This is a genomic window from Micromonospora sp. NPDC049203, from assembly GCF_043197215.1.
Classification (GTDB): Bacteria; Actinomycetota; Actinomycetes; order Mycobacteriales; family Micromonosporaceae; genus Micromonospora.
The window spans coordinates 624,839-651,443 of sequence record NZ_JBICSV010000001.1 but is presented as its reverse complement, the minus strand read 5'-3'; the positions used below and the strand labels follow the sequence as shown (position 1 = coordinate 651,443).

General features: G+C 73.8%; 28 protein-coding genes and 2 tRNA genes. 12 read left to right on the top strand and 18 right to left on the bottom strand.

Translation table 11 applies throughout. From position 1 onward, the window contains the following. Positions 1-34: 34 nt before the first annotated feature. The 6 genes from ACGFIA_RS03045 to ACGFIA_RS03020 are packed head-to-tail and all read right to left on the bottom strand — an operon-like array spanning position 35 to position 6,250. Positions 35-874, bottom strand: coding sequence for a glycosyltransferase (locus ACGFIA_RS03045; RefSeq protein WP_393258194.1), 840 nt, complete (start codon positions 872-874; stop codon positions 35-37). Then, on the bottom strand, positions 874-1,791 hold the full coding sequence (locus ACGFIA_RS03040; RefSeq protein WP_393258191.1) for a glycosyltransferase family 2 protein: 918 nt from the start codon (positions 1,789-1,791) through the stop codon (positions 874-876). Before ACGFIA_RS03040 ends, ACGFIA_RS03045 begins: the two co-directional genes overlap by 1 nt. Further along, positions 1,788-3,122 (bottom strand): hypothetical protein, encoded by a 1,335-nt coding sequence (locus tag ACGFIA_RS03035; RefSeq protein ID WP_357385936.1) that lies wholly within the window; start codon positions 3,120-3,122, stop codon positions 1,788-1,790. Before ACGFIA_RS03035 ends, ACGFIA_RS03040 begins: the two co-directional genes overlap by 4 nt. Continuing rightward, complete coding sequence (locus ACGFIA_RS03030) at positions 3,109-4,203, bottom strand: glycosyltransferase family 4 protein (protein ID WP_393258188.1); 1,095 nt, start codon at positions 4,201-4,203, stop codon at positions 3,109-3,111. The genes ACGFIA_RS03035 and ACGFIA_RS03030 overlap by 14 nt, the downstream gene beginning before the upstream one ends. Further along, positions 4,200-5,051: a glycosyltransferase gene (locus ACGFIA_RS03025; RefSeq protein WP_393258185.1), complete on the bottom strand. Its 852-nt coding sequence runs from the start codon at positions 5,049-5,051 to the stop codon at positions 4,200-4,202. Before ACGFIA_RS03025 ends, ACGFIA_RS03030 begins: the two co-directional genes overlap by 4 nt. A 2-nt stretch (positions 5,052-5,053) precedes the next feature. Beyond that, positions 5,054-6,250 carry a hypothetical protein gene (locus ACGFIA_RS03020; RefSeq protein ID WP_393258182.1) on the bottom strand — a complete coding sequence of 399 codons (1,197 nt, stop codon included), beginning with the start codon at positions 6,248-6,250 and terminating at the stop codon, positions 5,054-5,056. A gap of 174 nt (positions 6,251-6,424) precedes the next feature. On the opposite strand from ACGFIA_RS03020, the gene ACGFIA_RS03015 reads away from it, so the two are divergent. Next, complete coding sequence (locus ACGFIA_RS03015) at positions 6,425-7,171, top strand: YveK family protein (protein ID WP_393258179.1); 747 nt, start codon at positions 6,425-6,427, stop codon at positions 7,169-7,171. On the opposite strand, the gene rfbC is transcribed toward ACGFIA_RS03015, so the two are convergent. Continuing rightward, positions 7,117-7,725 carry a dTDP-4-dehydrorhamnose 3,5-epimerase gene (rfbC, locus tag ACGFIA_RS03010; protein WP_393258176.1) on the bottom strand — a complete coding sequence of 203 codons (609 nt, stop codon included), beginning with the start codon at positions 7,723-7,725 and terminating at the stop codon, positions 7,117-7,119. The genes ACGFIA_RS03015 and rfbC overlap by 55 nt on opposite strands. Beyond that, on the bottom strand, positions 7,722-8,609 hold the full coding sequence (gene rfbA / locus ACGFIA_RS03005; protein WP_393258173.1) for a glucose-1-phosphate thymidylyltransferase RfbA: 888 nt from the start codon (positions 8,607-8,609) through the stop codon (positions 7,722-7,724). Before rfbA ends, rfbC begins: the two co-directional genes overlap by 4 nt. 183 nt (positions 8,610-8,792) lie before the next feature. On the opposite strand from rfbA, the gene rfbD reads away from it, so the two are divergent. Beyond that, the gene (gene rfbD / locus ACGFIA_RS03000; protein WP_393258170.1) at positions 8,793-9,659 is read left to right on the top strand and encodes a dTDP-4-dehydrorhamnose reductase; all 867 of its coding nucleotides are present in this window, start codon (positions 8,793-8,795) and stop codon (positions 9,657-9,659) included. Here rfbD and ACGFIA_RS02995 read toward each other — a convergent pair. Further along, entirely contained in the window at positions 9,656-11,110 is a 1,455-nt protein-coding gene (locus ACGFIA_RS02995) for a sugar transferase (RefSeq protein ID WP_393258167.1), read from the bottom strand. The two genes, rfbD and ACGFIA_RS02995, sit on opposite strands and share 4 nt — an antisense overlap. Positions 11,111-11,219: 109 nt before the next feature. Then, complete coding sequence (locus tag ACGFIA_RS02990) at positions 11,220-12,287, bottom strand: LCP family protein (protein ID WP_357466973.1); 1,068 nt, start codon at positions 12,285-12,287, stop codon at positions 11,220-11,222. A gap of 138 nt (positions 12,288-12,425) precedes the next feature. Between ACGFIA_RS02990 and ACGFIA_RS02985 the strand changes: the two genes are divergently transcribed. Continuing rightward, entirely contained in the window at positions 12,426-13,451 is a 1,026-nt protein-coding gene (locus ACGFIA_RS02985) for an expansin EXLX1 family cellulose-binding protein (RefSeq protein ID WP_357385919.1), read from the top strand. Between the two features lie 121 nt (positions 13,452-13,572). Here ACGFIA_RS02985 and ACGFIA_RS02980 read toward each other — a convergent pair whose 3' ends face one another. The 3 genes from ACGFIA_RS02980 to bcp all read right to left on the bottom strand — a co-directional run bounded on the left by ACGFIA_RS02980 (position 13,573) and on the right by bcp (position 14,863). Further along, positions 13,573-14,091 (bottom strand): GNAT family N-acetyltransferase, encoded by a 519-nt coding sequence (locus tag ACGFIA_RS02980; protein WP_357466981.1) that lies wholly within the window; start codon positions 14,089-14,091, stop codon positions 13,573-13,575. A 73-nt stretch (positions 14,092-14,164) separates the two neighbouring features. Beyond that, positions 14,165-14,240, bottom strand: a tRNA-Leu gene (locus ACGFIA_RS02975). 152 nt (positions 14,241-14,392) lie between these two features. After that, positions 14,393-14,863 carry a thioredoxin-dependent thiol peroxidase gene (gene bcp / locus ACGFIA_RS02970; RefSeq protein ID WP_393258161.1) on the bottom strand — a complete coding sequence of 157 codons (471 nt, stop codon included), beginning with the start codon at positions 14,861-14,863 and terminating at the stop codon, positions 14,393-14,395. A 123-nt stretch (positions 14,864-14,986) separates the two neighbouring features. On the opposite strand from bcp, the gene ACGFIA_RS02965 reads away from it, so the two are divergent. From ACGFIA_RS02965 to ACGFIA_RS02950, 4 genes are read left to right on the top strand one after another with little or no spacing between them, the layout of a single operon-like run. Then, positions 14,987-15,706, top strand: a complete 720-nt coding sequence (locus tag ACGFIA_RS02965; protein WP_357385913.1) for an energy-coupling factor ABC transporter permease — start codon at positions 14,987-14,989, stop codon at positions 15,704-15,706. Beyond that, on the top strand, positions 15,703-16,140 hold the full coding sequence (locus tag ACGFIA_RS02960; protein ID WP_393258158.1) for a PDGLE domain-containing protein: 438 nt from the start codon (positions 15,703-15,705) through the stop codon (positions 16,138-16,140). The genes ACGFIA_RS02965 and ACGFIA_RS02960 overlap by 4 nt, the downstream gene beginning before the upstream one ends. Positions 16,141-16,142: 2 nt before the next feature. After that, positions 16,143-16,913: a cobalt ECF transporter T component CbiQ gene (gene cbiQ, locus ACGFIA_RS02955; protein WP_357385909.1), complete on the top strand. Its 771-nt coding sequence runs from the start codon at positions 16,143-16,145 to the stop codon at positions 16,911-16,913. After that, positions 16,910-17,671, top strand: a complete 762-nt coding sequence (locus ACGFIA_RS02950) for an energy-coupling factor ABC transporter ATP-binding protein (RefSeq protein WP_393258154.1) — start codon at positions 16,910-16,912, stop codon at positions 17,669-17,671. Before cbiQ ends, ACGFIA_RS02950 begins: the two co-directional genes overlap by 4 nt. Positions 17,672-17,805: 134 nt before the next feature. Here the strand turns inward: ACGFIA_RS02950 and ACGFIA_RS02945 are convergent, their stop codons facing one another. The 4 genes from ACGFIA_RS02945 to ACGFIA_RS02930 are packed head-to-tail and all read right to left on the bottom strand — an operon-like array spanning position 17,806 to position 20,733. Next, a complete protein-coding gene (locus tag ACGFIA_RS02945; protein ID WP_393258151.1) occupies positions 17,806-18,894 on the bottom strand; it encodes a hypothetical protein in 1,089 nt (362 codons plus the stop codon). Beyond that, positions 18,891-19,607: a thioredoxin domain-containing protein gene (locus tag ACGFIA_RS02940; RefSeq protein WP_357476316.1), complete on the bottom strand. Its 717-nt coding sequence runs from the start codon at positions 19,605-19,607 to the stop codon at positions 18,891-18,893. Before ACGFIA_RS02940 ends, ACGFIA_RS02945 begins: the two co-directional genes overlap by 4 nt. Then, positions 19,594-20,127, bottom strand: a complete 534-nt coding sequence (locus ACGFIA_RS02935; RefSeq protein ID WP_357476314.1) for a MauE/DoxX family redox-associated membrane protein — start codon at positions 20,125-20,127, stop codon at positions 19,594-19,596. The genes ACGFIA_RS02940 and ACGFIA_RS02935 overlap by 14 nt, the downstream gene beginning before the upstream one ends. A gap of 30 nt (positions 20,128-20,157) precedes the next feature. Next, positions 20,158-20,733 carry a sigma-70 family RNA polymerase sigma factor gene (locus ACGFIA_RS02930; protein ID WP_357476312.1) on the bottom strand — a complete coding sequence of 192 codons (576 nt, stop codon included), beginning with the start codon at positions 20,731-20,733 and terminating at the stop codon, positions 20,158-20,160. 221 nt (positions 20,734-20,954) lie between these two features. On the opposite strand from ACGFIA_RS02930, the gene ACGFIA_RS02925 reads away from it, so the two are divergent. The 3 genes from ACGFIA_RS02925 (at position 20,955) to ACGFIA_RS02915 (ending at position 24,357) form a co-directional block, all read left to right on the top strand. Continuing rightward, on the top strand, positions 20,955-22,622 hold the full coding sequence (locus ACGFIA_RS02925; protein WP_357385898.1) for a copper resistance protein CopC: 1,668 nt from the start codon (positions 20,955-20,957) through the stop codon (positions 22,620-22,622). Between the two features lie 14 nt (positions 22,623-22,636). Then, positions 22,637-23,362 carry a YcnI family protein gene (locus tag ACGFIA_RS02920; RefSeq protein WP_393258146.1) on the top strand — a complete coding sequence of 242 codons (726 nt, stop codon included), beginning with the start codon at positions 22,637-22,639 and terminating at the stop codon, positions 23,360-23,362. Positions 23,363-23,505: 143 nt separating this feature from the next. Then, a complete protein-coding gene (locus tag ACGFIA_RS02915) occupies positions 23,506-24,357 on the top strand; it encodes a hypothetical protein (protein ID WP_393258143.1) in 852 nt (283 codons plus the stop codon). 101 nt (positions 24,358-24,458) lie between these two features. Here ACGFIA_RS02915 and ACGFIA_RS02910 read toward each other — a convergent pair whose 3' ends face one another. Beyond that, complete coding sequence (locus ACGFIA_RS02910; protein ID WP_357467002.1) at positions 24,459-25,754, bottom strand: glycosyltransferase 87 family protein; 1,296 nt, start codon at positions 25,752-25,754, stop codon at positions 24,459-24,461. Between the two features lie 74 nt (positions 25,755-25,828). On the opposite strand from ACGFIA_RS02910, the gene orn reads away from it, so the two are divergent. Further along, complete coding sequence (gene orn, locus ACGFIA_RS02905) at positions 25,829-26,419, top strand: oligoribonuclease (protein ID WP_013474266.1); 591 nt, start codon at positions 25,829-25,831, stop codon at positions 26,417-26,419. Positions 26,420-26,509: 90 nt separating this feature from the next. Next, positions 26,510-26,585, top strand: a tRNA-His gene (locus ACGFIA_RS02900). Positions 26,586-26,605: the final 20 nt, after the last annotated feature.

The following is a 26,605-nucleotide window of genomic DNA, read 5'->3' as shown; positions in this document are numbered from 1 at the left end:
TCATTCACGTCAGCGGCCCCGCGACCGGCCTCGATCACTCCCCGGCATGGCCCGGAACGGACGGGACCGGCGGCACCGTCGTACCCATCGATCCGGCGGCCAGACGGTGCCGGCGGGCCGGCCGTGGCAGGCCGACCAGGAACTCCGGGAACATGCCGAAGAACGTCCGGGCGCTGCGCAGCTCCAGCGTGTGCGCCCGGGACCAGCGCACCGAGTTGGTCGCGCGGGCCCAGTGGTGGGTCCACCGCACGTCACCGAGCACCGCCACCGGCAACCCGTGCCGCCAGGCGCGCAGCCCCAGCTCGTGGTCCTCGTAGTAGAGGAAGAACCGCTCGTTCCACCCGCCCAGCGCGGTGACGTCGGCGGTCCGGCCGGCGACCGCCGCGCCCATCACCCAGGCGACGTGGCGTGTCTCGCCGGGCGCGGCCACCAGCCGGTACGAGTTGTGCAGCCGGGACAGCGGCCACACCTTGCGGTTGCCGAGCTTCGCCGTCGCGTACGGGAAGCCGCGCCCGTTCGCCTGTGGTGTGCCGTCCGTGGCCAGCAGTTGCGGCGCGACCAGCCCACCGTGTGTGTCCAGGTGCCGGGCCAGCGTGTCCAGCCCGTCCGGGTGCACCTCAAGGTCCGGGTTGGCGAACAGCACGTACCGGCCGGTCGCCTGGCGCAACGCGACGTTGTTGGCGCGGGCGAAGCCGACGTTCTCCGGTAGCCGGATCACCCGCGCGCCCAGCTCCTCGGCGACCGCAGCCGAGTCGTCGGCGGAGGCGTTGTCGACCACCAGCCACTCGTACGGTTTCGGGCCGCGCCAGCAGCGGCGCAGCGTCTCCGCCGAGTGGTAGGTGACTGTCACCACGGTCCACGGCTGTGCCGTCATCACGCCCTCCGAGCGGAAAGGTAGCCGAACAGGGACGCGAACCCGAACCGCCGCCCGGTCCAGCGGCGGCGGGCCGCCGGTCCTTCGGCCAGCCCGCGTCCGATGCCGCGCAGGAACGGGCGCAGCAGGCCCTGCCGGGCCCGCCGGGCGGCGAGCGCGAGGTGCGCCAGCGCGAGCACCGGCACCGCCACGAGCAGCAGCGGCCAGGTGAACGTGCGGGCGGCGACCAGCAGCCGGTTGCGGGCCAGCAGGAACGCCCGGAACCCCTGCAACCGGTCGTCGCCGTCCACGCTGTGCCCGCCCGCGTGCGGCAGCACCACGTCCAGCCCTCGGGTGCGCAGCCCGGAGGCGTAGAGCCGGAACGCCAGGTCGGCGTCCTCACCCCAGGCGAACAGGTGCTCGTCGAAGCCGCCGAAGCGCCGGTACAGCGCGGCCGGGAAGACCGCCGCGCCCCCGGACGGTCCGAGCGGCGTACGGCCGGCGGTGGCCCGCCTGTCGATGAACAGCGACACCGGGTTGAGGTCGATGCCCACGTACTCGCCGCCGTGCATGGCCAGGCCGACAGCGAGCGGGGCGTCCGGCTCGGCGGCGACGGCGGCGCAGATCCGGGCCAGCGCGTCGTCCGGCAGCCACACGTCCGGGTTCAGCAGCAGCAGGTGGCTCGTGGTCACCGTCGCCACCGCCCGGTTGCAGCCGGCGGCGAAGCCCGGGTTCGTGGTGTCGGGCAGGTACGCGTACCGGTCGGCGGGCAGGTGCCCGGCGATCACCTCGGCGCACCCGTCGGTGGGCCAGTTGTCCGCGAAGACGAACCGGACCGGCAGGTCACCGGCGCTGCGGACCCAGGTCGGCAGCGTCTCGGCGAGCATGCCGGCGGACCGGTAGAGGACGGTGACCACGGTGAGCCCGTCGAACGTCATGCCGCGCTCCTGCCCAGCCGGTGCAGCACCCAGAGGCCGGGCACCAGGCTCAGCCAGGTCGGATAGATCAGCGGATACAGCTCGTAGACGCCGAACAGTGCGAAGTAGACGACGAACGCCCGCGCCAGCTGCCCGGCGGGCGCCCGGGAGAACTCGAACCACCGCTCGGTCGCGCCCACCGCCAGCCCCAGCGCGGCCAGGAAGAACACCGCGCCCAGCGGGCCGTAGTCGAGTAGCGGGATGGCCACGAACGTCGCCGTGTTCATCAGGTACGGCTGGCTGAGCTGGGACGTCAGCCCGTACAGGTCCGCCTTGCCGACGATCGGCTCGACCCGGGAGCCGAGGAACGTCAGCGAGTACGTGCCGTACCGGGGTTCCAGGTGTTCCCGCTGCGACCAGACCCGCCCGAACGTCTCGGTGGACGAACTCAGCGACAGGTCAAGCGATCCGGCGCTGCTGGTCAGCGCGTTGCTGCCGTAGCGGGCCCGGAACTCGGTCTCGAACGCGCCGGTGCCGGCCATGGTGCGCTGCCCGCCGAGGAACACCGCCGCGCCGAGCGCCACCGCGCCGATCAGCAGCACCACAGGCGTGCGCGCGGCCAGGAACGACGCGGCCCGTCCCCGGGTACGCCGGACCGACAGCGCCGCGATCAGCGCGGGCGCGACGCCCACGAGCACCGAGTTCTTGCTCGCGCCCAGCGCCGCCCCGACGGTGAAGAGCGCGGCCAGCGCGTAGTAGAGCGGCAGCACCCGGCCGCGCGCGGACAACGCGCGCAGCAGCGACACCGCCATGCCGAGCGTCCACGCCTCGGACAGCAGCCCGACGACCAGGTTCGCCTGCTCGCGCAGCACCTGCCGGGCAGCGTCCGGGTTGTCGGCGAGCAGCGGCGGCACGGTGCCCCGGAACCGGATCGCCGAGGTCACCACGGCGACACCGAGCAGCACGAACAAGTACGTCAGCAGGCGGCGCTCGGACGGCCAGGACAGCGCCGGTCGGGTGCGGTCGCCGTCCTCGTCCCGCCTGTCGATCAGCCGCCGCCCGACCGCCCAGGCCAGCAGGAAGACCGTCACGTATCCGGCGAGCACCGGCAGCACCCCACGACCCGCCCAGGAGTCGTACGGGCCGGGTAGCACCCGCACGGCGAGCAGCGCGGCCGTCCAGACGGCGGCGCAGGCGGCGAGCGCCCACATCCGCAGGCGCGCGGCGAGCAGCGTGCCGACGGCCAGCGCGAGCGCGACGGCGATCCCGGCGTCGTGCGTCGCCAGCAGCAGCGCCGCACCGAGCGCGAACGGGATCCCGACCGACCAGAGGCGTCGCTCAGCGGCTGTCACTGGCGACCGTCCGGTACAGGTCGTGCCAGGCGTCCACGCACCCGTCGAACGAGTGCCGGTCCGCGTACCGCCGGGCCAGCTCGCGCCGCCGCCCGTCCCACGCGGCCGGGTCGGTGGCCGTCCGGACGGCGGCGGCCAGCGCCTGCGGCGTCAGCTCCGCCCGGTACGCGAGCACGCCGTCACCGGCGGCTGTCACCTCGGTCAGGCCGCCCGCGCCGGAGTGCACCACCGGCACCCCCAGCGACATCGCCTCCAGCGCGCTGCGCCCGAACGCCTCCACCCGGGACGGCACCAGCAGGCAGTGCAGCCGTTGCAGGAACGGCGCGGCGTCGACCCGCCCGACCAGGTGCAGGTTCGGCCGCTCCGCGACCTCGACGGCGCCGGCGCCGGCGACCAGGAACTCCACGTCGGGCAGCGCCGCTGCCACGTCCGCCAGCAGGTCGGCGCCCTTCTCCCGTTCCAGCCGGCCGAGGAAGCCGACCCGCACCGGGCCGTCCGGTGCGAGGCGGCCGGTGTCGGCCACCTGCGGCCAGATGGCGGGCAGCGGGTTCGGGATCACCCGCACGTCGCGGATCCGCCCGCGTACCCGAAGCTCGTGGGCCTCGAAGTCGGAGACCGCCACCGTCGCGTGCGGCCGCAGCCGCCGGAACATCAGGTCGATGCTGATGTTTGCCTGCACCGCGGCCTTGGCGCGCCACGTCTCGGCCGTGTCGCGGTACTGCCAGAGGCTGTTGTGCAGCGTCACCACCAGCGGCGTGCGGCGGCCCCGCACGCCCAGTCCGGCGCGGGCGTGCATCGCGGCGGAGAGCAGGTGCGCGCTCACCACGTCCGGCCGCAGCTCCTCGACGAGCGCGCGGATGCCGCGCGCGTACCCGAGGTCCACCCGCCCGGCCGCGCCCAGCGGACGCCACGGCACGCCCGCGTCCCGCAACGCCGCCGCGACCTCGTCGTCAGGGGTGGCGGCGACCACGTCGACGCCGCGGGCCGTGAGCGCCGGCAGCATCTCGATCAGGAAGCGCTCGGCCCCGCCGAGCTGCCGCCGCCCCGACCCGCCGGTGGTGCAGACGAACAGCACCCTCATCGGACGCCCATGCCTTCCAGGGCACCGCGGGCGATAGCCCGCCGCGCTGTCCCGCCGCCCACCGCCGCCCGGGCGAGCACCCCCAGGGTGTATGCGGAACAGGCCACTGTGCCCCGCCACCCGGCCAGCTCACGGCTGGCCCGGATGAACTCGCGGGTCTGCCGGCGGGAGATCTCCTCGGCCGCCCACCGGCGCTTCGCGCTCGCGTCGTCCTCGTGCGTGACCACGGCGTCCGGCAGGTACGCCAGGCGCAGCCCGAGCCGGCGCACCGCCCAGCACAGCCGCAGGTCCTCCGAGTAGAAGAACGACGACTCGTCCACGCCGCCGATCCGGTCCAGCGTCTCCCGCCGGATCGCCACGAACGGCCCGGAGAGCCAGTCGCCCCGCTCCGGCGGCGCCACGATCCGCAGCCTCGGGAACAGCAGGCTGAGCCCGGTGGCGTGCGCGACGCCGGTGCCCACCGTCAGGAAGCGGCCGGCGGCGGTCTGGTCCCGGCCGGCCGCGTCGAGCACCTTGGGGAACGCGGCACCCACAGTGGAGTCGTCCAGTTCGGCCGCCAGCCGCTCGATCGCGCCCGGCCGGACGAGAATGTCGTTGTTCGACAGCACCACCCGGGACCGGGTGCTGTGCCGCACACCGAGGTTCATGCCCTTGGCGTAGCCGAGGTTCGTCTCCGAGCGCACGTACCGGGCGCCCGTCTCGGCGCACATCGCCCGCAGCCTGTCGCTGATCTCGGAGGCGCTGCCGTTGTCCACCACGACGGTTTCCACACCCTCGGGGAGCGAGCGGACGCAGCCGTCGGTGCGCTCGAAGTCTTCCCAGGTCAACACGACGATTGAGACGTCCACCGCTAGGCCATCCGATTGACGAGGAGGTGCGTGGACCGCTGGAGTCGCTGCCGGGTGCGCAACGCGTAGACGCCGTAGGCGACAGACGACGCGACCGCGGCGCCGAGCGCGCCGGCCCACGGGATGAGCAGAACGTACAGCACCACCGACACCGACATGGTGACCAGGGCCACTGCTGTGGTGGCCTGCTCGCCCGCGCGCTTGAGCAGCGCCGCGCTCCACGTCTTGCCGGCCGACAACGCCAGCGTCCCGGGCAGCAGGAGCAGCCCGAAGATCCAGGCGTCGCGGTAGTCGGTCGCCAGCACGCCGAGCACCGCCAGGCCGATCACCGCGAGCGCGGCGATCGGCAGCGCCGACTTCACCACGTCGCGGCCGTGGTCGCGGATCGCGTCCGGGTCGCGTTCGGCCAGGATCCGCTGTGCCCGTACCACGGCGCCGGACTGCGCGAACTCCAGCGCCGCCACCGCCAGCGCGAACACGCCGAGCGCGCCCGCGCCGGCGAAGCGGGCCACCAGGACCTGGCTCAGCCGGTACGTCAGCATCTGCGCGCACACCCCGACATGCAGCCGACCCACCGCGAGCAGGTCGGCGCGGTACTCGGTGCGTCCCGCCGTCGCCGCCGGCCCCGGCCCGAACCGCCGCGCCCAGCCCAGCACCGCCACCCCGAGCACTGTCGCGGTGGCGACCTGCACGCCCAGCCACAGCACGCTCCACAGGCCACCGTCGAGCCGGTGCCCCAGCCAGAGCAGCCCGTACCCGGCCACCAGCACCGCGCCGCCGAGCGCCCGCATGGTGTAGACGAACCAGAACCGCTTGAGGCGCAGGCCGAGCGAGGCGGCAGTGTTGAACACGGTGAGCGCGCAGCCCGCCCCGATGCCGACCGGATGGCTGCCCAGCCCGGCCAGCGTGGTCAGCAGCGCCGCGGCCAGCGCGGTGAGACCGAGCGAGACGGCGAGGATGCCGGCGATCCACACCCGGCCCCGCGACATGATCCACCCGGCCGGCCGGGACAGCAGGAACGTGTCGACGGACAGGCCGCCGAGTGCCGCGCCCACAGTGGCGCTGACCATGTTCGCCGCGAGTTCGCCGCGCTCCGCCGCCGGCAGCGTCACCGACACCAGGGCGGCGAGGCCGGTCAGGCCCAGGGCGACCAGATAGAGACGCTCGGGGGAGACGATCCGCCGGAGCCGGCCTAACACCCGGCGCCCAGGCGCCGGCGCCGGCCACGAGCCGGCCACGCGGAATCCACTCGATCTTCCCCCGAGATGCGCGGATGTGTGCGGGCCTGTTCTACCCGACATGAGCGCCGCCGCGCAATGGACCCGGCGGGCGGGTACGCCCAGGGCTCCACCCCGCCGGTAGGGTGACGCGTCGTGGACCTCGCCCACTTCCGCGACACGATCGGCAGGCGGTGGCCGATCGTGCTGGCGCTGACGCTGCTGTGCGGCGCGTTCACCGGGGTCCTCGCCGAACGCCGGCCGCCGGTCTACCGGGCCGAGACCCAGATGCTCGTCACGTTCGTCGCCGAGAAGTCGGCCGAGCCCCAGCCCCGCCCGCCTGCGGACGAGGCGGGCCGGCTGATGCAGCGGCGGGTGAAGACGTACGCCACCATGATGAACACGCCCCGGCTGACGCGCCCGGTGATCGACTCGCTCGGGCTGCCGTACACCACCGACGACCTGGCCGGCCGCGTCGTCGCGTCCTCCACTGTCGACTCACTGGCGATCGACGTGGCAGTAACCGACCGGTCAGCCGGCACCGCCGCGGCGATAGCCGCGGCGCTCGCCGCCGAGCTGCAACGGATCGCCGAGCGCGACCTGCCGCCCGCCGGGCTCGGGCTCAAGGCCCACGTCGCCGTGGTCCGGGCCGCCACCCCGCCGGGGCGTCCGGAGCCGGTGCGGTGGCAGTGGCACGCCGCCGGTGGCGCGCTCGGCGGCCTGGCTGCCGGGGTCGGTGTCGCACTCGTACTCGGCTACCGCCGGGCCGGCACCCCGGTGGGCGCGGACGTGCGGACGCTCTGGACGACAGTCGTGCGCCGCCGCCCGGCCGGCGCGGCGGTGCCGGATCAGGCGAACGGCCGGGCGTCCAGCGCTGCCGTGAAGGAGCGGCAGGCGTCGTAGCCGGGCAGCCGGCCCGCCGCGCGTGCCTCGGCCAGGCGGGGGGCCGCCGCGTCCCGCTCGGACAGCAGCGGCGTCGTCGCCGGCCAGTCGATGCCGAGGACCGGGTCCAGCGGGTGCACCGTGTGCTCGGCCGCCGGGTTGTAGGTGGCCGAACAGAGATAGCTGATCGTCGCGTCGTCGGTGAGCGCGCAGAACCCGTGCCCCAGCCCTTCGGCCAGGTAGACGGCCCGCCGGTCGGTGTCGTCGAGGCGTACTGCCTCCCACCGGCCGTACGTCGGCGAGCCGACCCGCACGTCCACCACCACGTCCAGCACCGCCCCGCGTACGCAGGTGACGTACTTGGCCTGGCCGGGTGGTACGTCGGCGAAGTGGATGCCGCGCACCACGTTCCGGGCGGAGACGGAGACGTTGCCCTGCGCCAGCCGCAGCGGGTGGCCGACCGCCTCGGTGAGCCGGTCGAAGCGGTACCACTCCAGGAACAGGCCGCGCGGGTCGCCGTGCTGCTGCGGGGTCACCTCCCAGGCGCCCTCGATGCTCAACGGACGGATCTTCACGACGCGCTCCCCGAACCGGACCGCTCGGCCAGCAGGCCCAGCAGGTAGTCACCGTAACCGCTGCGGGTCAGCGGGTGGGCCAGCATCCGCAACCGCCCGTCGTCGATCAGCCCGGACCGCCAGGCGACCTCCTCGACACAGCCGATCTTCATGCCCTGGCGTTCCTCGATCACCCGGACGAACTCGGCGGCCTGCATCATCGACGTGAAGGTGCCGGTGTCCAGCCACGCGGTGCCCCGGTCGAGCACCGTCACCGTCAGCTCGCCCCACCCCCGGTACGTCTCGTTGATCGCGGTGATCTCCAGCTCGCCCCTGGCGCTCGGGGTCAGCTTGCGGGCGATGTCGACCACCCGGTTGTCGTAGAAGTAGAGGCCCGGCACCGCGTACCGGGAGCGGGGGCGGGCCGGCTTCTCCTCGATCGACAGCACCCGGCCGGCTTCGTCGAACTCGACCACGCCGTAGTCCTGCGGATTGGCGACCGGATACGCGAAGACCCGGCCGCCGGCCGGATCGCCGTGATCGGCGAGCTGCCGGCCGAGCCCGGCGCCGTGGAAGATGTTGTCGCCGAGGATCAGCGCCACCGACTCGGCGCCGATGAAGTCCGCGCCGAGCAGGAACGCCTGCGCGATGCCCTCCGGCCGGGGCTGCTCGGCGTACGCCAGGCTCAGCCCCCACTGGCTGCCGTCGTCCAGCAGCCGCTCGAACTGGGCGCGGTCCTCCGGCGTGGTCACCACCAGGATCTCCCGTACCCCGGCCATCACCAGAGTGGAGAGCGGGTAGTAGACCATCGGCTTGTCGAACACCGGCATCAGTTGCTTCGAGACGGCCCGGGTGATCGGCCAGAGCCGGGAACCGGTGCCGCCGGCGAGAAGGATTCCACGCACCCGCGGGAGACTACCCGCGCCGCAGCCGCCCCCGTGGCCCGTCGACGTGCCACGCCGCGCCGTCGGTGCGGCGTAGACTCCACGTCCCGTGAGGATCCTCGTCACCGGCGGCGCCGGCTTCATCGGGTCGGAGCACGTGTGGATGCTGCCGGGCGTCACCGGCGGCGACGCGACCGGCCACCGGTGACCCGGGTGCTGGTCACCGGCTCGGGCGGGATGCTCGGGCGGGACCTGCTCGCCGTGCTGCGGACCCGGCCGGACCTGTCGGTCACCGCCGCCGCCCGCGCCGACCTCGACGTCACCGACGCCCATGCCGTCCAGGACGCGGTGAGCGGGCACGACGTGGTGCTCAACGCCGCCGCGTGGACCGACGTGGACGGCGCCGAGACACGCGAGCGGGACGCCACAGCCGTGAACGGCGACGCGGTCGCCCACCTGGCCCGCGCGTGTGCCGGGTCCGGCACGCGCCTGGTGCACGTCTCCACCGACTACGTGTTCGCCGGGGACGCCACCGAGCCCTACCCGGAGGACGCGCCGACCGGCCCGGTCAACGCGTACGGGCGCAGCAAGCTCGCCGGGGAACAGGCGGTGGCCCGGCTGCTGCCCGAGACCGGGTACGTCGTCCGTGCCGCCTGGCTCTACGCCCCCCACGGGCGCAACTTCGTCACCACGATGCTGCGGCTGGCAGCTGAACGCGACCGGCTCGACGTGGTGGACGACCAGCGTGGCCAACCCACCTGGTCGTACCGGCTCGCGGAGCGCCTCGTGGCGCTCGCCGGCGCGGCGCTCGCCGGCGACGCGGCACCCGGGACGTACCACGGTACCGCCGCGGGTGAGACCACCTGGTACGGCCTGGCCCGCGCCGTCTTCGCCCTGCGCGGCCTCGACCCGGAGCGGATCCGGCCGACCACTACCGACCGCTTCCCGCGCCCGGCGCCGCGCCCCCACTACAGCGTGCTGGCGCACGGCCGGTGGGCCGCCGCGAAGCTGCCGCCGCCGGAGGACTGGCGCGCGGATCTGGCGCGGGCGCTGGCCGGCGACTGCGGCTAGCGGCCGCCGCCCCGGAAGACCTCGGTCACGGTACGCAGCACGATCTTGATGTCGAGCCAGAGCGACCAGTTCTCGACGTAGTAGTTGTCGAACCGCGCCCGGTCCGAGATCGGCGTGTCCCCGCGCAGGCCGCTGACCTGCGCCAGCCCGGTGAGCCCCACCGGGACGCGGTGCCGCATCGCGTACCTCGGGTACTCCACTGTGAACTTTTCCACGAAGTACGGCCGTTCCGGCCGGGGCCCCACCACGCTCATCTCACCGCGCAGGATGTTCCACAGCTGCGGCAGCTCGTCCAGCGAGGTGCGCCGCATGAACCGCCCGATCGGCCCGACCCGCTCGTCGTGCGCGATGGACCAGGTGGTCTGCGACTCGTGCTCGTCGGACGGGCGCATGGACCGGAACTTGACCACGTGGAACGGCTTGCCGTACCGCCCGATGCGCTCCTGGCGGAAGAACACGCCCCGGCCGCCGTCGAGGAACGTCGCGACGGCGCAGAGCAGCAGCAGCGGGCTCAGCGCCACCAGGGCGGTCACCGCGAACACCACGTCGGAGGCGCGCTTGAGCCGCCACCGGGGACCGGTGAGCGTGGTGTCGCCGATCTTGATGATCGGGATGGCGCCGATGTGGTCCGGGTAGCCGCCCTGCGACCGCGACCCCCACAGGCGCGGCACCGCCCACAGGTCACAGCGGGAACTGGCCGGGCGCAGCAGCGCCTCCATCAGGTCGGCCTCGGGACAGTCCGGGTCCGCGATCACCAGGACCTCGCACTCCAGCATGTCGACGAGCTTCTCCAGCTCGTCGATGGTGCCGATGAGCGGAAGCGAGCCGATCCGCGCCCGTGACCGGGCGTCGACAGCGCCGACGAACCGCAGCCCGTACTGCGGGTAGCGGCGCAACAGCCGGGCCAGCTCGCCGCCGATCGGCCCGCCGCCGATGACTATCGCGTTGTGCTCCACCCACCGGCGCCTGCGGGCCAGCAGGATGAGCCGGCTGTTCAGCGCCCGGCCGACGATCACCAGGCCGGCGGAGAGCGCGACGCCGCGCATGAACCCGCTGACGTGTGGCACCGAGTCGTGCCGCAGCGCCGCGATGATCGCCCCCACCGCGCCGGAGGCCAGCAGCCGGCCGCCGAGGCTCGGTAGTTCGTCGAGGATGCTGATGTGCCGCCGCGGCCGGTAGAGCCCGCCCGCGGCGAACAGGCCCAGGGTCAGCGCGGCGTTGAACAACGTGCCACGCCAGTAGTCCTGAGTCAGCAGCAACGGGGTGAGCAGCGCCGCGACGTCGATGGGCGCGGTCACCATCCAGGCCCGCAACCATCGGGTACGCGTCGACGCCCGCGACCCCGCGTACGGCAGCACCGTCGTGGTGTCCATGCCGCTGTCCATCGGCGCGTTCATGGCCGTGCTGGACGGCGGTGCGGGCGGATGCTCGTACGCCGGCAGGCGTGGCATTGTCGATCCTTCCCCGTGACGCCCCCGGTCCGGATACAGAGACCGACGGCGATCGCAGGATACGAGCGGCCCCGCCCCGCCGCCAGCACCGGCATGGCAGATCGACGTCCTACTTTCCGCTGACGGCGAGGATCTCGGGGACCGAGTCGCGGCGGACGGCGTCGAACAGCGTCTTCGAGCGCGCCGGATCGGGGAACACGACACTCTCGCTGCCGACCCGGCCCGTCCCCTTCACCGGGCAGGTGAAGAACGTCAGGTTGCCGCCGCGCAGGCCGCGCATCTCCATCGCGAGATCCACAAGCGACAGTGACTTGTCGACGGCCACCGAGTCGGACGTGGCGCGGACGAACGAGTTGAGCTTGGCCGGGTTGGTCAGCACGCCACCCGACGCGGCCTTGTCCAGGATCGCCTTGATCACCTGCTGCTGGTGGCGGATGCGCGCGAAGTCGCCGTCGGGGAAGGCGTGCCGCTCCCGCGCGTAGTCCAGCGCGGCGGCGCCGTCCATGGTCTGCCGGCCCTGCTTGAACGTCCGCGTGCCGATCAGCGAGTACTTCGTGGTGAAGCCTTTCTCCACGTCGATCTCGACACCGCCGAGCGCGTCGATGATCTCCTTGAATCCGGCGAAGTCGACCATCGTCACGTTGTCCACACGTACGCCGCTGAACTTCTCCACCGTCTGCACCATCAGTGGCACGCCGCCCCAGGCGTACGCGGCGTTGATCTTCGCGTCGCGGCCGCCGCGGCCCTCCTTCGACTTCGGGATCGCCGTCCAGGTGTCCCGGGGGATCGAGATGAGCTGGGCGCTCGCCCGGTCCTTCGGCAGGTGGGCCAGGATGATCGTGTCGCTGCGCGAGCCGCCGGTGCTCTCCGGGTCACGGGAGTCGCTGCCCAGAATCATGATGTTCATCGCGCCCTTGGCCTCGACCTGTGGCCGCGACTCCTCCGGTACGCCCTCGAAGGCGTCGACCCGCTCGATGGACTTGTCGACCGAGCGGTAGTAGAGGCCACCGGCCACTGCGGTGCCGCCGGTGAGCAGCACCGCGACGAGCAGCACGATCAGGGCGATCCGCCGGCCCCGGCGGCGCCGGGGCGCCTTCTCCTCCGCCGGCGCGCCCGGCTCCACGTCGGAGCCCTGCGAACGCGCGTCGGGGTCGGTGAGCTGGTGGCGATCGGACATGCCGCGATGCTACTGAGTCGCGTCGTACCGTGTGGACCCGCGCGGGAGCGTGTCGCCCCCGCCTGCGCGCCGCGCCCGGATTAGCTTTCGCTTAGCTCGCTTGTCCGGCGGCACGCCGGTCCGGCAGCATCGACCGGCGTGACCGACGGCACCCCACCCCACCCGCCGACCACCGGCGACGCGCCCGGATCCGCGGCCCCGGACGGCCGGCGCCGCACCGCCACCGGCCGCCACCGGCTCGCCGCCGCCGGTCTCGTCGCCGTCGCCGCCGCGGTCGCGGTGACCCTCGCGGTACGCGGTGGCGCCGCCCCCGCCTGCGCCGCACCGCCTCCGCGCGCCGCAATGGCACCAGTGGCCGCTCTCCCGCCCGGCGCCGCCCTGCCGGTGGCCGCCGCTCCGCCCGTCGGCGGCGCGACGCACAGCGGCAAGGCCACCTTCTACGACTCCGAGGGCGCCGGCGGCAACTGCTCCCGGCCCGCGGCGCCCACCGACCGGATGTACGTCGCGCTCGGCCCGGGCGAGTACGCCTCCGGCGCCTCCTGCGGCGGGTTCCTCGACGTCACCGGCCCGCGTGGCACGGTCCGGGTGCTGGTGATGGACCAGTGCCCCGAGTGCGCGCCGGGTCACCTCGACCTCTCCGCCGAGGCGTTCGCCCGGATCGCCGATCCGGTGCGGGGCGTGGTGAAGGTCACCTACCGCGCGGTGGTGAACCCGTCGCTGCCCGGGCCGCTCACCTTCCGGATGAAGGAGGGCTCCTCGCAGTGGTGGTTCGCCGTCCTGGTCGGCGACCACGGCAATCCACTGCGCTCGGTCGAGGTGCGGCAGAACGGCTCGTGGCGTACGGCGCAGCGGCAGGACTACAACTACTGGCTGATCGAATCGGGGGCCGGACCCGGCCCGTACGAGATCCGGGTCACCGACGTGTACGGCCACCGCGCGACAGCCGCCGGCATCCGGATGCTCCCCGGTCAGGTGCAGCGCGGCACGGCCCGCATGTACGGCGCGAAACCCGCAGCCCGCACCCCCGCCCCGAAGAAGCCGAGCCCCACACCCACCCCCAGCCGGACCCCCACCCCTTCCCTGACGACGACGCCTTCGTCCTCCAGCCCCGCCCCAGCCGGCACGGCCCCCCTCGTGCAGGCAGCCCCCGCCCCCTGCTCCTGACCCCGCCCCACCCTCGCCTCGCGTTGATCTTGCACTTGCGGCCCTCGTTCTGCCCTGGATGTGGCTTTTGCGGGGGCGGAAAGTGCAAGATCGACGAGGTGGGGTGGGGTGGGCGGCGGGGTCAGGGGAGGGGGAGCCACATGAGGATCTCGTCGCGGGCGTCGGTGGGGGACAGGCGCAGCGCGGCGGGGAGGCGGCCGACCTCGCGGTAGCCGAGGCGCTTGTAGAAGCCGTCCAGGCCGAGGCCGTCGCGGACCGTCACGTGCAGCGCCGCCAGGCCGAGCCCTCGGGCGATCCGCTCGGCCTCGCGCATCAGCGCCGCGCCGTGGCCGCGCCCCTGCGTGCCGGGGTGCACCATGACGCGCTTGAGCACCCGCCAGTGCGTCTTGAGGTGGAACCGGTTGTCGGCGATGATCAGGACCGCCACCAGTCGGCCGCCCTCGTAGCCGGCGAGCAGCCGGTCCGGCCCGTCCGCGATCTCGTCGAGCGTCGAGGTGGCGAGCGGGCGCACGTCGTCGGCCGTCACCGGGGCGACGAAGCCGACGGCGCCGCCGGCGTTCGTCACGTCCACCCAGAGCGCGACGATCTGTTCGCGCAGCTCAGGGGTCAGGTCGGGGTCGAGTACGAAGCGCAGGTCCACGCCCGTAATCCTGCGCGCGGCAGTGCGGCCGGGACCCGCGTTCGTGACCTTCGTGACAGTCGCCGTGGACGAATGGTAGGGCCGGCGGGATTCGAACCCGCACTGGTGCGGACCTAAACCGCATGCCTCTGCCGTTGGGCTACGGCCCCTCCATGGTGAACACCGTAGTCCTCCACGGCCGTTGCGGCCGACGCGGCGGGCGCCCGCGATCGGAAGCCGGGCGGAAGCCGGTCGGTGTCACAGCCTCCGGATCGTAGACCACATCCGGAGCCACCGAGGCCGGCCCGCCCGCGCGTACGGCTCAGTCGAGGCCGAGATCCCGGCGCAGCTTGGCGACGTGGCCGGTGGCCCGCACGTTGTAGAACGCCTGCTCGATCTTGCCGTCCTCGTCCACCACGAACGTCGAACGGATCACGCCGGTGACCGTGCGGCCGTACATCTGCTTCTCGCCGAACGCGCCGTACGCGGTCAGCACCGCCTTGTCCTCGTCGGAGACCAGCGGGAACGTGATGGCGTCCCGGTCGCGGAACCTGGCGAGCTTGGCCGGCTTGTCCGGCGAGACGCCCACCACCTCGTACCCGGCGGCCTGGAGCGAGGCGAGGGAGTCCCGGAAGTCACACGCCTGCTTCGTGCAGCCGGGCGTCATGGCGGCCGGGTAGGCGTACAGGATGACCTTGCGGCCGCGCAGGCCGGCCAGGGACAGCGTGCCGCCGTCGTCGGTGGGCAGGGTGAAGTCGGGGGCGGGGTCGCCGGGCTTGAGGCGGTCGGTCATGGCGCTGACGATACCGCCGGGCCGGTACGGCCGGCCGGCGGCGACGCGCGGGCGCGGTGACGGCCATCATGAGGTTGTTGCAAGATATTGGCAACAGCGCCTTCCTGGAAATACGCTGAGCGCGTGGACACCCTGGCGATGCACATCTCCAACGGGATCATCAACGGTCCGGTCGCCGCGATCTTCGCGGCTCTCGCCCTCGCCGCGCTCGCCTTCTGCGTGCTGCGGGGCCGAGCCGACCTCGACGACCGGCTGGCCCCGATGGCCGGTCTGGTGGCGGCGTTCATCTTCGCCGTGCAGATGCTCAACTTCCCGATCTTCACCGCCGGGGTCAGCGGGCACCTGCTCGGCGGCGCGCTCGCCGCCCTGCTCGTCGGGCCCTGGGTCGGCGCGCTCTGCGTCGCCGTGGTGCTGATCGTGCAGGCGCTGGTCTTCGGTGACGGCGGGGTGGCGATGCTCGGCCTCAACATCACCAACATGGCGCTTCTCGGCACCGCCGCCGCGTACCTGCTGGTCGCGCTGCTGCTGCGGGTGCTGCCGCGTACCCCGGCCGGGCTGGCGGTCACCGCGTTCGTCTCCGCGCTCGTCAGCGTCGTGGTCGCGTCCCAGGGATTCGTCTTCCAGTACTGGCTGGGCGGCACCACCGACCTCGGCGGTAACCTCGCCGGCCTGGCCGGCACCATGGCCTTCGCCCACCTGCTCATCGGCATCGGCGAGGGCCTGATCACCGCGACCACGGTGGTCACCGTCGCGAAGGTCCGGCCCGATCTGGTGTACGCGCTGCGCGCCCTCAAGCCGGCCACGCCGGCTCCCGCCGTCCCGGTCGCCGGAGGTGCCCGATGAACAAGCGTCACTGGCCGTTCCTGCTCGGCGGCCTGCTGGTGGCACTGGTGCTTGCCGGCGTGGTGAGCAACTACGCCTCGTCGCACCCGGACGGGCTCGACTCGTCGCTGCTCAAGGGCTGCACGGTGAACGCCGACGACGAGATCACCGGCGGCAGCTGCCCGGCCCAGCAGGCGAAGGACCACGAGCTGGCCGACAGCCCGCTGGCCGACTACGGCGTACGCGGGATCGGCAACGACTTCGTCTCCACCGGCCTGTCCGGCGTGCTCGGCGTGCTGCTCACCTTCGCGTTCGGCGGCGGCCTGTTCTGGCTGGCCCGCCGCCGCGGCCCCGCCCCGCCCGCCACGCCCGCCGCGCCCGCCACGCCCGCCGCGACCACCGCGAGCGCCGACGCGGCGGACGGGGCCGCGACCCCGTCCAGCGGCACCCGCTGAGCATGGGCGCCGGGCACGCGCACGTGCTCTACCGCGAGTCCGGCTCGCCGGTGCACCGCCTCCCGCCGGAGGTGAAGATCGCCGCGATGGTGCTGTTCACCATCGCGGTGGTGGCCACGCCCCGGGAGGCGTACTGGGCCTTCGGCGGGTACGCGCTCCTGGTCGCCGTGGTGGCCGCGCTGGCCCGGGTCGGCCCGCGCTGGCTGCTCAGCCGGGCGCTCATCGAGCTGCCGTTCGTGCTGTTCGCGTTCGCGCTGCCGTTCCTCGGCGCCGGGGAGCGGGTCGAGGTGGCCGGGCTCGCCCTGTCCGTCGACGGGCTGCACGGCGCGTTCAACATCCTCGCCAAGGGCACGCTCGGCGTACTCGCGTCGCTCCTGCTGGCGGCGACCACGACGACGCGTGACCTGCTGCTCGGCCTGGACCGGCTGCGGTGCCCGCAGATCCTCACCCAGATCGCCACGTTCATGCTGCGCTATCTGGAGGTGCTCGTCGGCGAGGCCCGGCGCATGCGGGTGGCCCGGGTGTCGCGCGGGGACGACCCACGCTTCCTGTGGCAGTTGCGCGGCTTCGCGGCCGGGGTCGGCACGCTGTTCCTGCGCGCGTTCGAGCGCGGCGAGCGGGTCTATCTGGCGATGCTCTCCCGCGGCTACACCGGCCGGATGCCGGCGGTGTGGCAGGGCGCGGGCGCGGCCACCGCCGGCCAGTGGGCGGCCGCCGCGACGGTGCCGGCGATCGCGGCCACCATCGCCGCCGTCGCGCTCGTCCTGCAATGATCGGGTACGTGCGGCAGCCACCCTCCCTGAACGTCGACGGCGTCCGGTACGCGTACCCGGACGGTCACGTCGCCCTGCACGGCGTGGACCTGACCGTGCCGCGCGGCGAGCGGGTGGCGCTGCTCGGGCCCAACGGTGCCGGCAAGACGACGCTCGTGCTGCACCTCAACGGCATCCTCACCCCCACCGAGGGCACGGTGAGCGTCGGCGGCCTGACCGTCACCCGCGACCGGGACACGCTGGCCGAGGTGCGCCGCCGCGTCGGCATCGTCTTCCAGGACCCGGACGACCAGCTCTTTCTGCCCACTGTCGCCGAGGACGTCGCGTTCGGCCCGGCCAACCTGGGCCTGCGCGGGGCCGAGCTGGCCGCCCGGGTCGACGAGGCGCTCGCGGCCGTCGGGATGAGCGAGCACCGGGACCGCGCGCCGCACCACCTGTCGTTCGGGCAGCGGCGCCGGGTGGCGGTGGCCACCGTGCTCGCCATGCGCCCGGAGATCCTGGTGCTGGACGAGCCGTCGTCGAACCTCGACCCGGCCGCCCGGCGGGAGCTTGCCGAGATCCTGCGCGCCCTGCCGGTGACGCTGCTCATGGTCACGCACGACCTGCCGTACGCGGCCGAGCTGTGCCCCCGCTCGGTGATCCTGGACGGCGGCCGGATCGTCGCCGACGCCCCCACCGCAGACCTCCTGTCCGACGAGGCGCTGCTGGCCGCCCACCGCCTGGAGCTCCCCTACGGCTTCGCCCCCCGCCCCTCCTGACCCGAGCCGTCCCCCCGCCCCACCCCCGTCTGCGGCGATCTCGCACTTTCTGCCCGGGCAGAAAGTGCGAAAGCCGCATCCGAGGGGCAGCAACTGCAAGATCGCGGGGCCAGACCGGGGGAGGGCGGCTCGGGTCAGGGCACGGGGGCTGGGTGCGGGGTGGGGCGGGCTGCTCTTGCGGCGGTGCGCAGGCGCAGCAGGCCGGCGGCGACCGCGCCGGCGCCTGTGGCCAGGCCGACCACCACCAGCACCCGGACCAGCACCGCCGGGCCGGCGGCCGGTGGGATCGCGCGGGACAGCGCGGCCAGGTTCGTCGCCCCGGCGAACAGCGTGAGGCAGGCGCCGGCGAGCGCCAGCACGAAGTCGGCGGCCGGGCGGCGGGCCAGCGCGTACCCGCCCGCGGCGAGCGCGCCGAGCCCGGTGAGCAGCGTCCAGATCTGCCCGGTGACCAGCTCGGCGAGCGTCCCACCGACGCCGGGAGCACCGGTGTCCAGCGCGCGGGCGACGGTGAGCGCCACAGTGGCGGCGCCGCCCACTGCGAGCAGCGCGCCGACCGCGCGCAGCGCCCGCACTCCGGCGGCGGTGCCTCCCGGCGCCAGCCCCGCCGCGCCGATCAGCAGGAAGCCCAGCGTGGCGGCCACCCACCAGGGGTACGGGTCGGGTGGCGGCACCCAGTCCAGCGTGCCGCGTACGGCTCCGGTGGTGTCACCGGCGCGCAACGGCACCGTCCAGTCGCGTACCCGGTGTTCCCGGTCCGGGTCGGCGGCGACGGCGGCCGGCGGGGCGTCGTCGCGCCACAGCGTGCGCTGGTCGTGCCAGCGGGCTGTCGGTCCGTCGTCGATCCGGCGCCAGTCCGGCGCGGCGGCCGGGTTCGCCTCGGCCCGCAGCCGGGTCTCGCCGGCCAGCGTCCGGTTCAGGTACGTGGCGGGGGAGCGGGTGTTCTCGTACACGCCGCCCGGGCCGATGCGCAGGTACGGTTCACCGGAGTAGCCGAGCACCGTCACGTCGGCGGCGGTGTCGTTCGTCAGCTCCAGCCGCGCGCCGGCCTCCACCATGCGTGCGGTGAGGCCGGGGCGGTCCGGGTCGACGCCGCTGATCGTGGCGCGGTAGTCGGTGCCGTCGGGCGCGTCCGCGCCGTGTGCGGCGGCCGGGCCGGCGAGTGTGAGCAGTGCGGTGGCCGCGACGGCGAGCACCAGCGCGGCCCGGCGCAGGGGTGCGATCACTTGCCGGCCGCCTCCACCGCTGCCTTGATCCCCTCGGGGCTGCGGTCCTGGAGCTCGCTGCCGTTGACCTTGATGGTCGGGGTGCTGGTCACGCCGGACTTGCTCGCCTCGTCGGTGACGTGCTCGGTCCACGACCGGTACGTGCCGTCGGAGACGCAGGACGCGAACTCGTCCCGGTTCAGCCCGACGCCCGCGCCGATGTCGACGAGTTCGTCGTTGCTGAGCCCGGCGCCGCCCTCCGGCGGCTGCTTGGCGAAGAGCTGCTCGGTGAACTCGCGGAACTTGCCGCCCTTGGCGGCGCAGCCGGAGGCAGCCGAGGAGCGGGTCGAGTATTCGGTGGTGGAGAAGCGGTTGAGGAACGCGACCGGGTGGAACACCAGCTTCGCCTTGCCGTCGGTGACGAGCTGGTTGAGCGTCTCGCCGTTGATCTGCTGGAACTGCTTGCAGGCCGGGCAGAGGTAGTCCTCGTACAGGTCGATGGTGACCGGTCCGGTGCCCTGCACGATGCCGGTGCCGGCGTCGTTGGCCCCGGGCGGGGCGGTGAACTCGTCGGACTTCTGGCTGGAGTAGGCGGCCCAGCCGATGCCACCGGCGATGACGAGCACCAGCACCGCGGCGATCGAGGTCCAGAGCGTCCGCTTGCGCCGCTTCTCCCGGGCGATCTGCTCGCGTACCACCCGGGCCGCGTCCCTGCGCCCCTTACGACTGCTCATCGTCGTCCTCCACCGTGTCGTCGCCCGCCAGCCACCCGTCCACCGAGAACGGGGTGCGGGGCCAGATCAGCAGGAACCCGGCGAGCGCCAGGAACCCGATGTCCCGGAGGATCTCCGGGAGGTAGCTGGGGGTCTGGCCGGCGGCGAGCTGGCCGCCGCTGCCGAAACACCCGCAGTCGATGGCCAGGCCACGGGCCCAGGCCGAGGCGATGCCGGCGACGAAGACCACCAGCAGCGCCGCGGAGACGCCCGCGCCGACCCGGGTGGCCAGCCCGACGAGCAGCAGTACGCCCAGGGCCAGCTCGACGAACGGCAGCGCCGCGCCGATCACGGTGGCCACGTCGTACGGCATCACCTGGTACGCGTTCACGGCCCGGCCGGAGGCAGCCAGGTCGCCGACCTTGGTGCCGCCGGCGATCAGCCACACGGCGGCGAGTCCGAGGCGGGCCGCGACGCCGAGCCAGGGGCGCAGGGCGTGCCAGCCGCCGGCCCGGGGGGAGGGGGAGGGGGTCACAGTCATTCGTCGTCCGAGCGTCACGAAAGGTTCCCGCTATCCGGCCAGCGTGTCGCCGACGGCGTCGACCAGCTCGTCGCGGGCCCGGGCCACCCGGGAGCGGATGGTGCCCACCGGCACCCCCTCCACGTCGGCGGCCTCGGCGTACGACAGGCCGAGCAACTGGGTGAGCACGAACGCGGAGCGCCGCTCGGCGGGCAGCCGGCGGACCAGGTCGGTGGCGCCGAGCTGGCCGGCCGGGTCCGGGTAGGGGCGGTCGGTGGCGGCCTGGGCGGCGAGCCGCGCGTCGAGCCGGCGGCGGCGCACCACAGTGCGCAGGTGGTCGGCGCAGGCCCGCCGGGCGATCCCGAGCAGCCAGGTACGCACGCTGGAGCGGCCCTCGAAGCCGGAGAGCGCCCGGAACGCCCGCAGGTACGTCTCCTGCGTCAGGTCGTCCGCGCTGTCCGGGTCGACGAGCGCGGCGGCGAAGCGCCACACCTCGGCCTGGGTGGCCCGGACGAAGGCGGCCTGCGCGTCGCGGTCCCCGTCGCGGGCGGCCAGCGCCCAGCCGGTGGCCGCGTCCCGAGCGGCGTCGGGGCGGTCGGCGGCGGTGTCGCGCGGGCCGGGGATCACGTCACCCGAGGTTACGCGGCGTACCCGGACGGGACAGGGTCCTTCGACCCATTCCGTGGTCCCGCACACGCCGGGAACTTTTTCCCGCCGCCGTCCGACTACCCACCCATGACATCCGAGCAGGCCCGGCGTGGCGCGTGCCGTCGAGGCGGCCGCGCGCTGGGCCACGCCCACCGGAGACCGGCTCGCCGGACCCGGCCCGGTTCGGGAACCATGGCGGCATGACTGCTGCCGTACGCCGCCCGTCCCGGGTCGTCGCCGCCCGCTCCGGTGCCGTCGCCGGGCTGCTGCTCCTGCTGGTCGCCCTGCTCCTCGTCCCGGCCACCCCGGCCGCCGCCCACGCGGTTCTGGTGAGCAGCAGCCCGGCCGCCTCCGCCGTGGTTCCCGAGGCGCCCGCGCAAGTGGTGATCACGTTCAGTGAGGGCGTCCGCAAGGTGCCGGGGAAGGTGCGGGTGATCGCCCCCGACGGCTCGCGCGCCGACCGGGGCGAACCGACCTTCCGGGGCGCCGAGGTCACCATCCCGGTGGACCCCTCCGGGGGGCGCGGCACCTACCTGGTGAGCTACCGGGTCATCTCGGCCGACAGCCACCCGGTCTCCGGCGCGTTCACCTACTCGGTCGGGGCGCCGTCCGAGCCGCCCACCGACAGCGGCTCGGACAACCGGGCGAACCCGGTGACCGAGACCGCGGTGAAGGTGGCGAAGTACGCCGGCTACGTCGGGTTGCTGCTGCTCGTCGGTCCGGCGCTGGTGCTGGCCGCGCTCTGGCCGGGCCGGCTCTCCCGCCGGGGGCCGGCGCGGCTGGCCTGGACCGGGCTGGGCCTGCTGGCGGTGGCGACGGTGGCCGAGGTGTGGCTCCAGGTGCCGTACGTCAACGGCGGCGGCCTGTTCGACGTGACCGGCTCCGGCCTGGGCGACGTGCTGGGCAGCGCCTACGGCACCACGCACCTGGTCCGGCTGGGCCTGCTCGCCGCCGCCGCGTTCCTGCTCCGGCCGCTGTTCGCCGGTCCGATCGGCCGTACCGACGGGATCATCCTGGCCGTCCTCGGCGGCGCGGCGCTGTTCACCTGGCCGCTGGCCGGGCACGCCGCGGCCTCGCCCGCGCCGGCGGTCTCCGTGATGGTGGACGCGGTGCACCTGGGCGGCATGGCGGTCTGGCTGGGCGGTCTGGTCATGCTCGCGGTGTTCCTGCTGCGCAGGGCCGACGAGCGCGAGCTGGACGCCATCCTGCCGATCTGGTCCCGGTGGGCCGCGCTCGCGGTGGCCGCGCTGCTGCTGGCCGGCACCGTGCAGGGGCTCATCGAGGTGGCCAGCCTGGGGGCGCTGTTCGACACCACGTACGGCCGGCTGCTGCTCGCCAAGATCGCGCTGTTCGCGCTGGTGATCGGCGTGGCCGCGTACTCCCGGGCGTTGGTGCGGCGGCGGGTGGCCGCCGGCCGGCCGGGCGCGATGCGGCGGGCCGTGGTGGCCGAGCTGGTGATCACGGCGGTGGTGCTCGGCGTGTCCGCGACGCTCGTGCAGACCACCCCGGCGCGCACCGCGACCGCGAATGTCGCCGGTGCCGAGCAGGGCTACTTCTCCGCCACGCTGAGCAGCCCGATCTACTCGCTGGAGGTCCAGTTCGACCCGGCCGAGACCGGGAACAACACGCTGCACCTGTACGCCTACACCAAGGACAGCCGCCCGCAGCCGGTGCAGGAGTGGAAGGTGACCGCCGCGCTGCCGTCGGCCGGGATCGAGCCGATCGCCGTCCCGCTGCTGCCGTTGAGCGACAACCACGCCACCGGCGAGGTCAACCTGCCGGCCCGAGGCGACTGGCAGTTGCGCATCACCGTCCGTACCACCGACATCGACCAGGCCACGGTGACCGCCACCGTGCCGATCAAGTAACGGAAGGTCCCCCCATGATCCGTCTCCGGCGTCCCGCGACAGTCGCCGCGTTGACCCTCGCCACCGTCGCCACGGCCGTACTCGGCCTGGCCGGGCAAGCCTCGGCGCACGTCACGATCAACCCGGCCGAGGGCACACAGGGCGGCTACGGCCGGTTCGCGTTCCGGGTGCCGAACGAGAGCGACACGGCGTCGACAGTCAAGGTCGAGGTGAACCTGCCGGAGAACGCCCCGGTCGGCTCGGTCTCCACCATGCCGGTGCCGGGTTGGACGGTGGCGGTGGAGAAGCGCAAGGTCGACCCGCCGATCGAGGTGCACGGCAGCCAGCTCACCGAGGCGGTCTCCAAGCTGACCTTCACCGCCGCGCCCGGCGGCGGCGTGAAGCCGGGCGAGTTCCAGGAGTTCCCGGTGTCGATGGGCCCGCTCCCGCAGGCCGACACGATGGTGTTCAAGGTGCTCCAGACGTACTCCGACGGCAACGTCTCCCGGTGGATCGAGGAGCCCACGCCGGGCGCGGAGGAGCCGGAGAACCCGGCGCCGGTGCTGAAGCTGGCCGGGGCGGCGCCCGCCTCGCCGGGCGCGAGCGCGCCCGCTGCCGCCGCTGACGACGACGATGACGACGAGGACTCCGGCGTGGCCACCGCCCTCGGTGTGGCGGGCCTGGTCGCCGGACTGGGCGGCCTGGCCCTGGGCGGTCTGGCGTTCGCGCGTACCCGGCGGGAGCCCGCCGCGACGTCGTAGCGAACGTGAGCGACGCACCGGCCCGGCGGACCGATCCGCCGGGCCGGTTGCCGTCCCGGGCCGGTGCTGCCGATATCCGGCGGTCGGCCGACGCGCGTCGGTAAGGTCGGCCGGGTATTCGGCTACCGAGAGGGACGACGCGAATGCGTTTCGTACGCACGATCGCCGGCATGGTGTTGCTGGCGCTTGGGGTTCCGGCGCTGCTGGCGGGCGGCGGCCTCTGGTTCGCCGCCCGGCACGCCGGCCCGGACGGCGGGTTCGACGCCCGGTTCGAGCCGGTCCGCACGCCCGCCCGGGCGGTGCTCGTGACCGACGTGGACGCGTTGCTGCGCGCCGACGCGCCGCTCGCCCGCACCGGTCAGGTCCGGCTGAGCCTGACCGCGCGGGACGACGGCGGCCCGGTCTTCCTCGGCCTGGCCCCGGCCGACCAGGTGCGACAGTGGCTGGCCGACGTCCCGCACAGCACCGTGCGCCGCGTCGCCGTCACCCGGGGCCCGCTACCTGTCGACCTCGACCCGGCCACCGCCGGTGCCGGCGACGTCGCGCCGATGACAGAGCCCTTCTGGGTACGCCAGGGCGTCGGCTCCCTGGAGTGGAGCCCGGCGGAACTGGCCGACCGGTCGTTGAGCCTGGTCGTGCTGCGCGTGGACGGTGCGGCCGGCCTCGACCTGCGGATGCGTGCCGAGCTGCGGGCCGGATGGTTCCCCGGGCTGGCGTGGGCGCTGCCGGCCGGCGGGACGCTGCTCGTGGTCCTCGCCGTCGTGCTGCTGCTGCGCCCGTTGCGGCCCCGTGAGGTGGTCTTCGTGGTCGAACCGGACCAGGTGCCGGTGCTGGCCGGTCGCCTCGGCGTCACCTCGTTGAGCGGGCTGGGCCGGCAGCCGGGCCCGGCGTCGCGCCCCGAGCGGCACCTGGTGGCAGTGGGCTCCGGGTGCGGCGGGCGGGGCCGCGCGGCGATCGCCGCACCGCCCGGCCGGTGCGAGGACCACGAGGACTGACGCGGAGAACCCGAACGGCCCTCCGCGCTGCCGACGCGGAGGGCCGTTCTCACCGGGGGATCGGTGCTACCTGGGAGAAAACTGAGGTAGTTGCGACCAGATTAGCGCTTATCGCCATTTGTTGCGAGATGTGTCCGTTCAGTCCGGGTCGTCGGCGACGCGTCCCGGTGATGACGGATCGGGAGCACCGCCAGCAACAGCAGGCTGAGCAGCACGTACAGGTTGCGGACGACGAAATCGACAGGGTCGTCGGTGTGCACGATGGCGGTGCCCCAGTCCTGGAACGACACCAGGCCGTACACGATCGGCAGGCCCACGACGGCCGCCAGCGCGAAGAGGCCGCCGCGACGGCGGGCCCCGGCGGGCGTCGCCGGATCGGCGTCCAACGCCGCGTCGACGAGCACCACCACGGCGGGGATGAACCAGTACAGGTGGTGGATCCAGGTGATCGGGCTGACCAGCCCGCCCACCAGGCCGGTCAGGGTGAGACCCACGAGCGCGTCCCCCGCCCGGGCCGCGCGCGCCGCCCGCCACAGGCCGAACGCGGCCACCGCCAGCGCGAGCAGCAGCCACGGCAGCCGGCCCGCCTCGGCCGTCGGGGACAGGCGGCTGAGCAGTCCGAACAGCGACTGGTTGCCGGTGTAGTCGGTGCGGCCGACCCGGTCGGTGGTCCACAGTTCGTGGGTCCAGAACCGCCACGAGTCGCCCGGCGCGAGCGCCGCTGCCAGCAGCGTGGCCACCGCGGCGGTCACCGTGGCCACCGTCGCCGCCCGCCACTTGCGGGCGGCGAGCAGGTAGAGCACGAAGATGCCCGGGAAGAGCTTGAGCGCCGCGGCCAGCCCCACGCCCACACCGGCCCAGCGCCGACCCTGCGGTACGGCGAACAGCAGGTCACCGAGGATCAGCACCACGAGCAGCATGTTGATCTGCCCGAGCGTGAGCGTCTCCCGGGTGCTCTCCATCGCCAGCACCAGCAGCACGGCGACCGTCAGGCCGAACCCGCGCGGGAGGTCGTGGCGCCGCAGCACCGGCAGCACCAGCCAGCGGGTGGTCACCACCACGGCGGCCACGGTCAGCACCGCGAACGCGGCGACAGCCACACCGAGCCGCAGGTACCCGAACGGGGCCAGCAGCAGCGCCGCGAACGGCGGGTAGGTGAAGTAGAGCGCGCCCTGCACCCGGTCCGGCTGGACGTAGTCGTAGAGCGGATGCCCGGACGTCCACCAGTCCATCGCCGACATGTAGATCTTCTGGTCGTAGAAGTTGTGCCGCAGGTTGGGCAGGTAGAGCGCCGGCAGGATCGCGACGAGCGCCAGCACCGTCAGCACCCGGCGGGCCGTACGCGCGCCCGCGCCGTCACGGGCGACGGCGGGTGAGGCGACGGGTTCGGCTGGCACGCAGGAAACCCTAGCGGTCCACCTCGGCCGCCGGGCCGAGGCGCGGGCGGGTCGGCGGCGCGTAGTCTGTCCCGGTGGCTGATCTTCTCGTCTGGATCGACTGTGAGATGACCGGGCTCGACCTGCGGCGCGACGCCCTGATCGAGGTCGCCGCGCTCGTCACCGATCCCGACCTCAACGTGCTCGGTGACGGCGTCGACGTGGTGATCCACGCCGACGACGAGGCGCTCGACGGCATGCCGGAGATCGTGCGCACCATGCACGCCAAGTCCGGGCTCACCGAGGAGGTACGCCGCTCCACGGTGACGCTGGCCGAGGCCGAGGACATGGTGCTCGACTACGTGACCAGCTACGTGAAGGACCCCCGCACCGCGCCGCTGTGCGGCAACTCGATCGCCACCGACCGGGGTTTCCTGGCCCGCGACATGACCCGGCTCGACGCGCACCTGCACTACCGGATGATCGACGTGTCCTCGATCAAGGAGCTGTGCCGGCGCTGGTACCCGCGGGTGTACTTCGGGCAGCCGCAGAAGGGCCTGGCCCACCGGGCCCTCGCCGACATCCGGGAGAGCATCCGCGAGCTGGAGTACTACCGGCGGACCGTGTTCGTGCCGCTGCCGGGCCCGGACGTCGAGGCCGCGAAGGCGATCGCCGCCCAGCTCTAACGCCCGCGCCGAACCCGGTGGACGGGGCCGGCCGGAGTGTGGCTATGATTAGTCCGCGCACCGCCCCGGGCGACCGGAGCGGCGAGCATGGTGGCTGTAGCTCAGTTGGCAGAGCACCGGGTTGTGGTCCCGGTTGTCGTGGGTTCAATTCCCATCAGTCACCCCAAACACGAAGCCCCCTCCTCC

Coding starts and splice junctions, on each gene's coding strand:
- ACGFIA_RS02915 (WP_393258143.1), top strand. CDS start 23,506: ATGCGTTTCGTACGCACGATCGCCGGCATGGTGTTGCTGGCGCTTGGG.
- bcp (WP_393258161.1), bottom strand. CDS start 14,863: ATGACCGACCGCCTCAAGCCCGGCGACCCCGCCCCCGACTTCACCCTG.
- cbiQ (WP_357385909.1), top strand. CDS start 16,143: ATGGGCGCCGGGCACGCGCACGTGCTCTACCGCGAGTCCGGCTCGCCG.
- ACGFIA_RS03045 (WP_393258194.1), bottom strand. CDS start 874: ATGACGGCACAGCCGTGGACCGTGGTGACAGTCACCTACCACTCGGCG.
- ACGFIA_RS02990 (WP_357466973.1), bottom strand. CDS start 12,287: ATGTCCGATCGCCACCAGCTCACCGACCCCGACGCGCGTTCGCAGGGC.
- ACGFIA_RS02995 (WP_393258167.1), bottom strand. CDS start 11,110: ATGCCACGCCTGCCGGCGTACGAGCATCCGCCCGCACCGCCGTCCAGC.
- ACGFIA_RS02920 (WP_393258146.1), top strand. CDS start 22,637: ATGATCCGTCTCCGGCGTCCCGCGACAGTCGCCGCGTTGACCCTCGCC.
- ACGFIA_RS02950 (WP_393258154.1), top strand. CDS start 16,910: ATGATCGGGTACGTGCGGCAGCCACCCTCCCTGAACGTCGACGGCGTC.
- ACGFIA_RS03030 (WP_393258188.1), bottom strand. CDS start 4,203: ATGAGGGTGCTGTTCGTCTGCACCACCGGCGGGTCGGGGCGGCGGCAG.
- ACGFIA_RS02935 (WP_357476314.1), bottom strand. CDS start 20,127: ATGACTGTGACCCCCTCCCCCTCCCCCCGGGCCGGCGGCTGGCACGCC.
- ACGFIA_RS03040 (WP_393258191.1), bottom strand. CDS start 1,791: ATGACGTTCGACGGGCTCACCGTGGTCACCGTCCTCTACCGGTCCGCC.
- ACGFIA_RS02940 (WP_357476316.1), bottom strand. CDS start 19,607: ATGAGCAGTCGTAAGGGGCGCAGGGACGCGGCCCGGGTGGTACGCGAG.
- ACGFIA_RS02960 (WP_393258158.1), top strand. CDS start 15,703: ATGAACAAGCGTCACTGGCCGTTCCTGCTCGGCGGCCTGCTGGTGGCA.
- ACGFIA_RS02925 (WP_357385898.1), top strand. CDS start 20,955: ATGACTGCTGCCGTACGCCGCCCGTCCCGGGTCGTCGCCGCCCGCTCC.